Below are 13,012 nucleotides of genomic sequence, written 5' to 3'. Positions count from 1 at the left end.
GAGCCAGACTGTGACTAAGCCTGCTTTCTCCTTTGAGTTTTTCCCAGCCAAAACCGAGCAAGGCCAAGAAAAGCTCCTCAGTACTTATGATGAGTTAAATAAGCTATCACCTGCGTATTTTTCGGTGACCTATGGGGCTGGCGGTTCAACCCGTGGCCGCACGCTTGATATCGTGCAAGCGTTGTGTGCGCGCGGTGACACGGATATTGCGCCGCATATGTCTTGTATTGGTGATGACAAAAGTCAAATCGCTGAACTACTCGATCTTTATAAAAGTTTGGGCATCACACGCTTGGTTGCCTTGCGTGGTGATTTACCGTCAGGTCAGGTCGGTATGGGAGAACTGCCGTTTGCCTTAGACTTAGTAAAGTTTATCCGCGAATATTCAGGCGATCACTTCCGTATCGAGGTCGCAGCCTACCCTGAGATGCATCCGCAAGCACGTAGCTTTGAATTTGATGTCGACAATTTGGTGAATAAATATCAAGCGGGCGCCAATGCGTCGATTACCCAGTTTTTCTATAATGCCGATAGCTATTTATATCTGCGTGACACCTTAGAAAAACGTGGTATTGACACGGTAGCGCAGCCTTTGGTCGCTGGCATCATGCCGATTACCAACTCAAGCAATCTCGTACGCTTTGCTGATAGCTGTGGCGCTGATATCCCACGTTACGTGCGTAAGCGCTTGGCAGATTTTGGCGATGACCGTACTGCTATCCGAGAGTTCGGCTTTGATGTCGTTTATCGTTTGTGTGAGCGTCTAATCTCTGAGGGCGTACCTGCCATGCATTTTTATAGCATGAATAAGGTTGAGCCAAATAAACGCTTAGTCGAAGCTTTAGGCTTGATTGCTTAAATATTTATCGAATGTATTGCTGAATGACTGGCGTTCTTAGGGGCGCCGGTCTTTTTTGGTATGGGAATTGCATTTATGCCAATTCTACTTATGACAATCCCTTTACCCACCCAAATGATATTCTGCTAAGATATTGAAAAATATCATGACTCCCATTATAGGAATAAGTAATTTTGCGACGTTTCTTCTATGCCACCAGTAGCGATAGCAGTGATAAAAATGCCCCAACCTGCCCACAACTGAGCACCTTAGCTGTCGGTGCTAACGTCGAGTTGACCGAAAGTATTGTCCATCATTGGTGCCGTGTACTGCGCGCCAATAACGGCGATACAGGTATTTTATTTGACGGTTTTGGCGGTGAATATCAGGTACAGCTCAATAGCATTAGCAAAAAACACGCCACTGCGACGTTATTATCACACCTAGAAACTGACCGTAACGCCGCTATTTTAACTAAAATCGGACTGGTGATGAGTCGCGGCGAGCGCATGGATTACGCCATTCAAAAATCCACTGAGCTTGGCGTCACCGCTATTCAACTGCTCGCCAGCCACCACGGTGAGGTCAATCTAAAACCTGCGCAAGTGGAGAAAAAACTGGCACATTGGCAGCAAGTGGCGATTGCCGCCTGTGAGCAATGCGGCCTTAATCGCCCGCCTCTTATTCTCGCGCCATTATCGATTGATGACTGGCTGTCAAATATAGCGGCCAACGAAAACGACAAAGAGATGGCAGTTAGCCCAATCGTCGCTGAGCTAAGTAAAGATGCCTACTATCAAGCATTACAGCAACCAGCAGATTTACGTCTGCAGCTAAGCGTGCCAGCAGCAGGACAGCCGCTGATGCCTGAGGCGCTGCCCGTCGTTTTGAAACAACAGACGCCTTATGTTGAATTACTAATCGGACCTGAGGGCGGGCTCAGCGCTGATGAATGCGCCAAAGCTGCTGACGTTGGTTTTGCAGCGTGGCAAATTGGACCAAGGGTGCTGCGTACTGAAACTGCGCCTGTCGTTGCCCTAGCGACATTGGCTTCGTTGGCAACCCTGCACACCTTACATATGTAGGCATCAAATTGCCATCGCTACATCGCCATTTATTATTCAATTTGATGTTATGAGTCCTATTATGACCGATTTTACCCCTATGCCAATATCGGATAAACAGCAATTATTGGTCAAGCTGTGCGAGCAATTTGAAGACGCTATCTTCATACTGGACGACAAACTGCGCTATCTATCCGTTAATGCGAACTATGAGCTGATGCTTGGCTATACAGAAAAATTTTTGCTTGGCCGTCCGCTTGGTATCTATGCAGCCGAGTTTTTGTCTGAAGAAGAGCAAGGTGTGCTTAGAAATCTGATTAACAGTTTAGACAGTACAGGATTTTGTGAAATTGATTTTTCGATGGCAAATCGCTATGGCGAAATACTTGACTGTCATATCACCTATCGCAAAATTTACTTAGAAGACACCCCTTATTACGTTGGTACCATACGTAATATGGCGACGCTGGCTAAAAACAGAAAAAAGGTCGCCCATCTGTTAAATTATGACCAGCTAACTGGACTGCCAAACCGAAAAGTATTTTTAAGTCAAACCAGTGAGTTGTTAATAGAAAGCTACCAAGAAGTGGTGATCGTGCGTTTTAACATTGACCGTTATCGCAACCTTGCTATCTTATTGGGACCAGATGGCATCAACAAACTGGTAGAAAGTTTTGTCTTACGTATCACCGAGTTGGAGCTGGATAATTTACGCTGTTTTTCCCATTTTGGCGGTGACGACTTTGCTTTATTATTCGAATGTAATGATGCCAACATGGTGCGCCATCAATTAGACAGTTTAATGCAAATGTGCGAGCGCCCTTTTTTCTTAAATGACAGTGTGGCAAAAGAAGCACAAGTCTATTGTCATATCTCGGTTGGGGTCAGCTATTTTCCTGAAAATGGCAATGAGTTCATCGGCTTACTGACCAAGGCTGAAAAAGCCTTGAATTACGTCAAGCAGCAAGGCGGCGATGATGTCTGTTGGTATCATAAATCGATTAACGAGAAGAATGCACACGATATACAGTTAGAGTCTGAGCTTAGGACGGCCAGCAACGAATGTCAATTTGTGCCGTATTACCAACCAAAATTCGCCTTAGATACGGGTGTGATTAGCGGTTTTGAGGCGTTGGTGCGCTGGCAACATCCTACTCGCGGCTTACTAAGACCCATAGACTTTATGGATGCCATCATTTCTCATAAATTATCGTTTGAGCTATTTTCACAAATGGCAAGCCAAATTGCTAAGCAATTGACCGTTTGGCAAGATTTGGGCTTTGAGCAGCACATCTGTATCAATGCTGATGCGGCCGAGTTTAGCCATCCTGATTTTTTTGACTTGGTCAGTAACTTGTTAGACAGCCATAAACTTGCCACTCACCAACTGCACATAGAGGTGACCGAATCTTCATTGATACAGCGCCATGCCAATGTCAAAAAACAACTGGATTCACTCAAAGAACTTGGCATCTGTCTGGCGCTCGATGACTTTGGTACAGGTTTTGCCTCGTTAAGCTATTTACAAGAATATCCGTTTGATTTTATTAAAATTGATAAAAGCTTTATCTCTAAGATTACCAATGACCGTACGCAGCGCGCCATTGTTAAAGCGATTTTGGATTTAGCAGAAGCCCTTGATATGCACGTTATCGCCGAAGGTATTGAAAACGAGCAGCAACGTGATTTATTGCTTAGTATGGGTTGTCAGTACGGTCAAGGTTATTGGTTTGGTAAACCGATGACGGCGGACGAGGCAACTAAGATGCTTACGCAGCAACATTTGTCTAAAAATGACCGTCCTTAGGATTATCTATCAAAGCGAGATTTATTAAAGCGATATTGTTTGAATTTTTCTACCCTTATTGTTAAATAATGCTTAAGTTTTTGGCGTATAAGCTCGATGATATATAGGATGCAATACAGGTTGATGACTTATCAGTATTGTCACCAAACTTGTATATTTGTCAGTGAACGCCTATCTTTTACCAAGAATTTACGAATACAATCATAATTCTTTTTCACTCTTCTCAATTTATTTCATATGATCGGTGTTGTTGTCCGTTATTGATACAGACAAACCCTTTAACAGTAAACAGTTGGCAACTCAGACTATTCATAATAGTCGATGACAGTTGCTGTTTTACTGCCGGTCGCATCCTAAAAAAGGACAGGAAGTTATGCAATATAAAGCGCCCCTACGTGATATCCAATTCGTGATGCATGAGTTACTTGACAGCGAAAGTCACTACAAAACCTTACCTGCGTTCCAAGAAGCGGATCGTGAGTTGATGGACAGTCTGTTTGAGATGGCGGCAAGCTTTGCGGAAAATGAGCTGTCTCCATTAAACCAAAGCGGCGACGCGGAAGGCTGTCATTTTGACAACGGTACTGTCACTACGCCAAAAGGTTTTAAAGAAGCTTATAAAGCCTACTGCGAGCTTGGCTTCCCAGCCTTGTCTGCTGAAGAGGCATTCGGCGGTCAAAACATGCCGTTCTCATTATCAACAGTTATCAATGAGATGGTTGGCACGGCGAACTGGTCATTTTCTATGTATCCTGGCCTATCACATGGCGCGATTCAAACCATCGAGCACCATGGTACTGAAGAGCAAAAACAAACTTACCTTGAAAAAATGGTCACCGGCGAATGGTCAGGTACTATGTGTTTGACTGAAGCGCATGCGGGTTCTGACTTAGGTATTATTCGCACCAAAGCTGAGCCAAACGATGACGGCACTTATAGCATCACTGGTCAAAAAATCTTTATCTCAGCGGGCGAGCATGACCTAACCGACAATATCATTCATATCGTCCTAGCCCGTCTACCAGGCGCGCCTGCTGGCACCAAAGGCATCTCGCTGTTTATCGTGCCTAAAGTCATGGTCAACGCAGACAGCAGCCTTGGTGAAAACAACAACGTCGTTTGTGGTTCTATCGAGCACAAAATGGGTATCAAAGCGTCAGCGACTTGCGTGATGAACTTTGACGGCGCAACTGGTTATTTGATTGGCCCAGAAAACCGCGGTCTACAGTGCATGTTTACCTTTATGAACGTGGCCCGTATCGGTACCGCCGTTCAAGGTTTAACGGCAGCAGAGTATGCGTTCCAAGGCTCATTAACCTATGCCAAAGACCGCTTAGCGATGCGTTCATTATCAGGGGCAAAAGCACCAGAAAAAGTCGCTGACCCTATCATCGTTCACCCAGCCGTTCGTAACATGCTATTGACCGAAAAAGCCTTTGCTGAAGGCGGCCGTGCCCTCGTTTATTACCTCTCACACTTTGCGGATACTGTTGCAAAAGGCGAAGGCGATGACCTGAAGTTTGCTGACCAAATGCTGTCACTATTGACACCGATTGCTAAAGCATTCTTGACTGAAACTGGTCTAGAAGCGGCTAACCATGGCGTACAGGTTTATGGCGGCCACGGCTTTATCAGTGAGTGGGGCATGGAGCAAAACGTCCGTGATACCCGTATTGCTTGCTTATACGAAGGTACCACTGAAATCCAAGCGCTTGACCTACTCGGCCGTAAAGTATTGGGCTCACAAGGTAAAATGCTGGCCAACTTTGTTAAAGTCATCCAAACTTTCTGCGAAGAGAACAAAGACAACGATCAAATGGGTCAATTTATCCGCCCACTTGCCAAACACGTCAAAGAATGGGGCGATTTGACCGCGCGTATTGGTATGCAAGCGACTGAAAACCCAGATGCAGTTGGCGGTGCAGCAGTTGACTACTTATACTTCAGCGGTTATGTCACGCTAGCTTATTTATGGGCGCGTATGGCCTTGGTTGCGCAAACTGCATTGGCAGACGGTACTGGCGAAAAAGCCTTTTACGATGCCAAAATCAAAACCGCGCAATTCTACTTTGCAAAATTATTGCCACGTACCACCACGCACGTACAGCGCATCAGCACTGGTGTTGAGCCGTACATGACCATGGACGTTGATCAATTTGCGTTTTAATGTATAGAACATTGCAAGTGTAGTATCTATTTTAATAAGCAGTTCCTATCGGCAACATACTTAGGTGTGTTGCCGATTTTCTTAGCGGCTTTATTGCTAATAGTTTTTGGTGGACGCACAATTCACGAAGAAAACCACCCGTCGTTACGCTAATTTGCTAAACTTTAACTATCTATGTTTAAGCTGCACTCACAAGAAAATTGAACGCTTTGCCCTACTCACTTTTATTTATTTAAACCAAAGGAATGTTTATGGCTGTTTATAATGCCCCTCTTAACGACATGCGCTTTATCCTAAACGACGTATTTAAGGCGCCTGAATTTTGGCAAAACAACGAAAACCTTGCTCATGTCGATATGGAAACTGTCGATATGATTTTGGAAGAAATGGCAAAATTGTCAAAAAACGTCTTATTACCTATCAACCGTAGCGGCGATGAAGAAGGCGCAACCTTTGAAGGTAATGGCGTTGTCACCACCCCTACTGGCTTTAAAGACGCCTATAAGCAGTATGCCGAATCAGGTTGGGTTGGCTTAAGTGGTAACTCTGAGTACGGCGGTCAAGGTTTCCCAAAAATGGTCACTATGTTGACCGAAGAGATGGTATTTACCGCCAACCAATCATTTGCTCTATATCCAAACCTAACCGTAGGCGCAACGCTTTGCTTAAATGCGGCGGCGTCTGAAGAGCAAAAGCAAACTTACTTAGAGAAAATGTACAACGGTGAATGGTCGGGTACTATGTGCTTGACTGAGCCGCATGCTGGTACTGACTTAGGTATTATCAAAACCAAAGCCGTGCCAAACGACGATGGTAGCTATAACATCTCTGGTACCAAAATCTTTATCACCGGCGGTGAACACGACCTCACAGAAAATATCATTCATTTGGTATTGGCAAAAACCCCGAATGCGCCAGAAGGCTCAAAAGGCATTTCGCTGTTTGTGGTACCAAAATTCTTGGTTAATGAAGATGGTAGCTTAGGCGAGCGCAACACTTTAGCAGTTGGCTCTATTGAGCACAAAATGGGCATCAAAGCCTCTGCCACTTGTGTGATGAACTTTGACAACGCCAAAGGCTGGATGGTTGGTGCAGAAAATACCGGTCTGTCTTCAATGTTCATTATGATGAACTATGAGCGCGTAACCATGGGTCTACAGGGCCTAGGTGGTTCTGAGCTTGCTTATCAAAACGCTGCTTTATATGCTAATGACCGAGGTCAAGGCCGTAGCGACACGCAAATTCAAAGCCCAGAAAAACCAGCCGATGCCATCATTCATCATGCCGATGTACGTCGCATGCTGTTAAATGCTAAAGCCAATACTGAAGCGTCACGTTGTTTTGCGATGTATGTTGCCAAAAACCTTGATCAAGAGAAATTTAGTACCGATCCTGAGGCCGCTCAAGCAGCAGCAGCGCGCGTTGCCCTCCTGACGCCAGTTGCTAAAGCGTTCTTGACCGATAAAGCATTAGAAGCGACCATTGATTGCCAGCAAGTATTTGGCGGTCACGGCTATATCCGCGAATGGGGTATGGAGCAAATCGTTCGTGATACTCGTATTGCCCAGATTTATGAAGGCACCAACGGTATTCAAGCGCTTGACCTATTAGGTCGTAAAGTGGCGAAAAATAATGGCAAATACGTCACTCATTTCTTAGGTGAGATTCGTGACTTTGTCAATAATATGCAAGCAGATCATGGTATTAAGCAAGCAACGCTAAACGCTGCTGATACGATTGAAGAGTTAACCACCACGGTACTTAGCAATATTGGCGCACGTAAGAGTGAAATTAATGGCTGTGCCGTTGATTACATGCATGCGTTTGGCTACCTTGCCTACTCGTATATGTTTGCACTCATGGTCGAAGCTGCGAATGGTAAAGAAGGTGAGTTCTACACCAATAAAGCCAAGCTTGCCGATTATTTCGTCGGTCGTATCTTGCCACGCATCGACGCTCACGCGCAGATGGTAAAAGCTGGCAGTGATCCAATGATGAACTTTGATCTTAGTTACTTTGATGTACCTGCTAGCTAATTGTTTACTTTTATAATAAAGTAAGCCATACCGTACAACGATAAAAGGGACAGTCACGCTACTGTCCCTTTTTTTGCCAAAATATTGTGGCAGCCATTAAAGAAATTAGACGAATCAAAGAAAGAAGAGAAATCAGCATAGTAAAGGTCAGAATAACTGCTAACAAAATAATTAAGCGCCGAGAGATGGTTACGATTAAAATAACGCAGAGCTAAGCTTATTAAGGCGTGTCCTCATTTTAAAAATGGTGATAAAAATGAGATAAATTGCCGTCAAACGAGGAAAATAGCGCAAATAATATCGAGATATTAGTCAGCTATTTGACGATGTTTGACAAAATTTAGCCATTTTTAGCCCCTTTGGATACAAGCGCTTGAATTGAGGACACGCCCTAACTTTAACAAGGGTTTTTTAGTTTTAAACAGTAAAGTGATGCCTTGGCACGCTAAAAATTAACACTCAAAAACTCCCCTCACTTATTGCAATATTGATAAACACAGCATTTGCTAAAAAAAATATCTCCTTGCCCATACTCAATAATAACAATGATTGAAATAACTACCATAAGGGATGCAATGTGTCAGAAATAAAACACATTTTACAACAGATTACTGCCTTAAGTGATGTGCCAGATCCTGCGGTACTCAAGCGCTTAATCGATGAGCTACGTGTCAGCGACAAAGAGCCGGCATTGGCCAATCAAAAGATGCAAGATTTGATTGATATTTTACGTCAGCATCCAGAATATGCCGATGGACTGTCAAGCTTCGTTTTAAAACTCATCATTGAATATCGCCAAATTGCGTTATATACCGATACGGGCATCATGTCGGATCAAGGCTTTTTTAATAGTCTGCGCCGCCTTATCGGTCATCGTTTTTTACCCCTGCTGCCACAAGAAGATTCTGTCATAGAATTGGTCGGTTATTTGTTTGACAGACGCTCTGATGAGCGCTGGCTTGCCAATATTGACAAAGACAAATGGGATGAGATGGTCGGCCTACTCAAGGTCAATGAGCAGCATTTAAACTTGGTCGCAACGGCAAAAAACAGTATCTTGAACGCGATTATCATTTTATCGTATCGGATTAGCGGCATCGGCTTGCATCCAGATTTGATGGAATTTTATCCGCAAATGCTCAATTACTCGGCGTCATTTGTGGCACAAAATCAAGAAGCTGTCCTCTACGTCAATCAATACCGAGAAGCGCATGAGCTTGATACTCTGACCGATATTATCCCTGACAAAGCGGTCGATCCTGCGCCATTACTAGTGATGATTGAGCAATGTGAAGATATCGTTGCCACTATCCGTAAACGTATCTATAAAACTGGTATTTCTATTCGTCTAACCAACATGATGCTGCGTTTGGATCAAAGCTTACAACGGATGCGTATTTTAACTGAGCTGGTAGCAGACAACTACGATAAGCGTGATCAGGCTATTATTGAGCTTATTCAAGCGCTGATTACCACCGCTAGCCGCCGCTATAGTATTGGCTATCTGATTGATAATAATACCAAGCTGCTGTCGCGTAAAGTCACCGAAAACGCCAGCCGCGTTGGTGAGCATTATATTAGTACCGATAAATCTGGTTATCAGAAGATGTTTAAAAAAGCCTCTATCGGTGGCTTTATCATTGCTTTTATGGCGACTACTAAGATATTGGCGTACCATCTGGCGCTGGCGCCGATGGGACGCGCCTTTATCAATAGTATGATTTATGGTTTAGGCTTTGTATTTATTCATATTGTCCACGGTACAGTCGCTACCAAACAGCCGGCTATGACAGCGGCGGCAATCGCCTCTACCATCTCTGACGGTTCTGGTAAGAAATCGCACCAATTAAACAAGTTATCAGAGTTGGTGGTCGATATTTTACGTACCCAGTTTGTCGCGATTATGGGTAACGTTATGTTAGCCATACCTGTTGCCCTGATTATCTCGTTTGCGTGGTTACAGTATACTGGTACTCCGATGATCAATACTGACAAGGCCGCACACTTATTGCATGACCTTGACCCTTTTCATTCCTTAGCGCTTCCTCATGCGGCTATCGCTGGCGTGTATTTATTTTTAGCCGGTCTTATCGCGGGTTACTATGATAATTTGGCGGTTTATAACCAAATCGGCGCCCGTATTCAGCGTCATAAGCTTTTGCAATACTTATTACCCAAAGCTTGGCTTCAGCGTTTAGGCGGCTTTATCGAAGCCAATCTCGGCGCCATTATGGGCAACTTTTTATTCGGGGTGTTCTTAGGCAGTACGGCTACCATAGGTTTTATATTTGGCTTACCGATTGACATACGTCATATCGCTTTTGCCTCGGCGAATCTGGCGCATGGGCTATTTCACATACCTGCCAATCAATGGGATTGGACGGTTTTTTTCATCTCTATTTTGGGCGTTGCCCTTATCGGTATGGTCAACCTCATGGTCAGTTTCTCGCTGGCATTGTTTGTCGCCCTGCGCTCTAAAGAAGTCAAGTTTATGGAATGGAGCCGTTTAACCAAGCAGCTTTTTAGTCATATGCTGACCCACCCGTCCGACTTTTTTTGGCCACGTGACAAACCTATGAAGTACGCACGTATCGACAGCCAAGGTCATATGATTTTTGATGATACCAGCCCCCATAAAGGCGGACAGACCATACCGCATAACTATGTGGTACGCCGTTTATCTGACGTCAAAATCCTACCCAAATCTAAGCAAAAAAGCATGCAAAATGAGCAAGCTATTACTGATATAGATTATAATAATAATATATCGGATAGCTATGCCGACGCGGCGCTGAAAAGTCGAGAAACGCACAGTACTACTAAGCCAGTAAGCGCCAAAAAAACGATCGACCTCGATGATGGACTAATAGATGAGGAGCTAAATAGCGTCCCTTATAGTAATGACATCCAATACGATAAGTCGTATAAAGACGACGACAGCAATCCTGATAGTAAAGCTGCTGGCGATGCCAAAACGCCCTTGCCTAAACCAAAAAAACCACCAAACCTACCCAGTTAAGGGGACGGTATTGGTGGCTTAAATAGCAGCTTAACTAACGGTTTGTTTAATTTACGAATTAAATGATAAATTATTTTTTTACAGATTTTATCTCAGACAATATAGTCAAAATAACCTAAAAACGCTACGGTATTGCTGATATATCGATATTACTTTTCACTCACTATAGCATATAAAGTGGCATGACTATTGTTCTGTTGGCTCTTCTGTTGGTGCTATACAGTGAGTGTTTGAGGTGATGGCTTTGCCGTCGCCCAAGCGATAAGCAAATAGATGATTACCCCAAACACAGCCACCATCAAGCGCACGCGCATACGGTAAATCAACCTCAGCTTTAAGCGCCGCCCAATGACCAAATAAAATCTTGCGTGCACGTGGTACTTGCCATTCAAACCAAGGCAAAAAATCTTTTGGCATGGGCTCATCTAATCCTGCTGAAAAATCAAATTCGAGCGTGCCATCTTGTTTGCATAAGCGCATACGGGTGAAATAATTAGCAATTGCTCGCATTTTGGTATAGCCATGAATGTCTGCATGCCATTCATCGGCAGTTTTGCTATATAGATTCGGCAATAAACGATCAAGCTGTTCTAAGCTGCCTTTTAGCTGGGCCTCTAACTGCTGTGCATATTTCGCCGCAGCCTTAATCGTCCAATGCGGGGGGATACCCGCATGTACCAATACCGTCTGCTCATCAGGATAAGCCAGTAGTGGCTGATGGCGTAGCCATTCTAACAATTCATCGCAATCATCGGCAGCAAAGATAGGTGCGGTCTTATCTTTTTTCTTGAGCGCTGTTGCCCCGCGCCAAACCGCAATTAAATTGATATCATGATTACCCAATACCGTTGCCGCAGCCCCTTGTTCGCATAGTGCTTTGACATGACGTAGGGTACTTAACGAATCCTCACCACGTGCCACCAAGTCGCCGGCAAACCATAACTTATCTTGCGCTGGGTCAAAATCTAAAGTTTCAAGTAATTGCAGGTAGGCCGCATAGCAACCTTGCAAATCACCGATGACATATTGATGGCGAAAACTCATAAACCCTCTATCATTTTTGTTTGATAAATTAAGCGTCTAATAAATTAAGAGGCTAAGTGACGCGCTTGATTGCTTAAATTGACAAAATCTTTCACACTTAACACTTCCGGACGCGCTTGTGGATCGATGTCGCAAGCGGCGAAATCGGCTTCGCTCAGCGTCGGCAATAATGTAGAATTTTTAAAAATAGCGCGTAGCGTCTTACGGCGATGGTTAAAGGTCTCGCGTACCACAAGTGCGAAATATTCCTCATCTTCTGCTACGATTGGTTTATTGATATGCGGCGTCAAGCGAAAAACCGCACTGGTGACTTTTGGCGGCGGATTAAAGGCACCGCGCGGTACGGTCAATAAATAATCGGTATCGCAATGATATTGCATGATGACCGATAGACGACCATAGGTTTTGCTGCCAACTTCAGCGGTGATACGCTCAACCACTTCTTTTTGCAGCATAAAATGCATGTCTTGAATGACATCAGCATAACTGAGCAAATGAAAGAGTATCGGCGTAGAAATATTATAAGGTAGATTACCTACGACGCGCAGCTTGCCGCGCTCAGGGCTATACAGTTCACGATAATCAACATGCATGGCATTGTCTTTAATAATCGTAAAGTTTGGATGGCTATTAGCCCCAATACGAATGCGCAAACTATCTGCCAAATCACGATCCAGCTCGACCACGGTCATCGCATCGACTTCTGCTAATAGCGGCTCTGTTAGCGCGCCCATACCGGGTCCAATCTCGACCAAATTATCGTCACGCTCTAAACGAATGCTCTCAACAATCTCACGTATAACACTACGGTCATGTAAGAAGTTTTGACCAAAGCGTTTACGCGGTTGGTGTTTGGCAGCGCGTAGGCTGTTAGAAATAGATTGAGCATCAAACGTAGTTTTGGACATAAAAAGGTCTTAATCGATAAAAGATAAATGGACTATAGCGCTATGGCAGCAATGTGCTGGATTTATATGCGCTTTTATTTGCTGGCTTTGTAATACGAAATTATAGCACAGCTCATAATTACACTGTAT

At 44.1% G+C, this 13,012-nt stretch carries 8 protein-coding genes; 6 read left to right on the top strand and 2 right to left on the bottom strand.

From position 1 onward, the window contains the following. Positions 1 to 10: 10 nt before the first annotated feature. The 6 genes from IQ457_RS03945 to IQ457_RS03920 all read left to right on the top strand — a co-directional run bounded on the left by IQ457_RS03945 (position 11) and on the right by IQ457_RS03920 (position 10,931). Positions 11 to 859 carry a methylenetetrahydrofolate reductase gene (locus tag IQ457_RS03945; RefSeq protein WP_198327819.1) on the top strand — a complete coding sequence of 283 codons (849 nt, stop codon included), beginning with the start codon at positions 11 to 13 and terminating at the stop codon, positions 857 to 859. Positions 860 to 1,032: 173 nt separating this feature from the next. After that, on the top strand, positions 1,033 to 1,923 hold the full coding sequence (locus IQ457_RS03940) for a 16S rRNA (uracil(1498)-N(3))-methyltransferase (RefSeq protein WP_200662166.1): 891 nt from the start codon (positions 1,033 to 1,035) through the stop codon (positions 1,921 to 1,923). A gap of 61 nt (positions 1,924 to 1,984) precedes the next feature. Beyond that, positions 1,985 to 3,709, top strand: a complete 1,725-nt coding sequence (locus IQ457_RS03935) for a putative bifunctional diguanylate cyclase/phosphodiesterase (RefSeq protein ID WP_200662165.1) — start codon at positions 1,985 to 1,987, stop codon at positions 3,707 to 3,709. A 373-nt stretch (positions 3,710 to 4,082) separates the two neighbouring features. Continuing rightward, the gene (locus IQ457_RS03930; RefSeq protein WP_198327822.1) at positions 4,083 to 5,876 is read left to right on the top strand and encodes an acyl-CoA dehydrogenase C-terminal domain-containing protein; all 1,794 of its coding nucleotides are present in this window, start codon (positions 4,083 to 4,085) and stop codon (positions 5,874 to 5,876) included. Positions 5,877 to 6,127: 251 nt separating this feature from the next. Continuing rightward, on the top strand, positions 6,128 to 7,912 hold the full coding sequence (locus IQ457_RS03925; RefSeq protein WP_144296241.1) for an acyl-CoA dehydrogenase C-terminal domain-containing protein: 1,785 nt from the start codon (positions 6,128 to 6,130) through the stop codon (positions 7,910 to 7,912). 577 nt (positions 7,913 to 8,489) lie between these two features. Continuing rightward, the gene (locus IQ457_RS03920; RefSeq protein ID WP_200662164.1) at positions 8,490 to 10,931 is read left to right on the top strand and encodes a site-specific recombinase; all 2,442 of its coding nucleotides are present in this window, start codon (positions 8,490 to 8,492) and stop codon (positions 10,929 to 10,931) included. A 186-nt stretch (positions 10,932 to 11,117) separates the two neighbouring features. Here IQ457_RS03920 and IQ457_RS03915 read toward each other — a convergent pair whose 3' ends face one another. Both IQ457_RS03915 and rsmA read right to left on the bottom strand, forming a co-directional pair. Continuing rightward, positions 11,118 to 11,975 carry a symmetrical bis(5'-nucleosyl)-tetraphosphatase gene (locus IQ457_RS03915; RefSeq protein WP_193032302.1) on the bottom strand — a complete coding sequence of 286 codons (858 nt, stop codon included), beginning with the start codon at positions 11,973 to 11,975 and terminating at the stop codon, positions 11,118 to 11,120. Between the two features lie 44 nt (positions 11,976 to 12,019). After that, the gene (rsmA, locus tag IQ457_RS03910; RefSeq protein ID WP_173239967.1) at positions 12,020 to 12,883 is read right to left on the bottom strand and encodes a 16S rRNA (adenine(1518)-N(6)/adenine(1519)-N(6))-dimethyltransferase RsmA; all 864 of its coding nucleotides are present in this window, start codon (positions 12,881 to 12,883) and stop codon (positions 12,020 to 12,022) included. Between the last annotated feature and the right edge of the window lie 129 nt (positions 12,884 to 13,012).

This window comes from Psychrobacter sp. M9-54-1, from assembly GCF_016613355.1.
In the GTDB taxonomy this organism is placed as follows: domain Bacteria; phylum Pseudomonadota; class Gammaproteobacteria; order Pseudomonadales; family Moraxellaceae; genus Psychrobacter; species Psychrobacter faecalis.
Note: the sequence above shows the minus strand (reverse complement) of the source record. Positions and strands in the feature narration are given on the sequence as shown.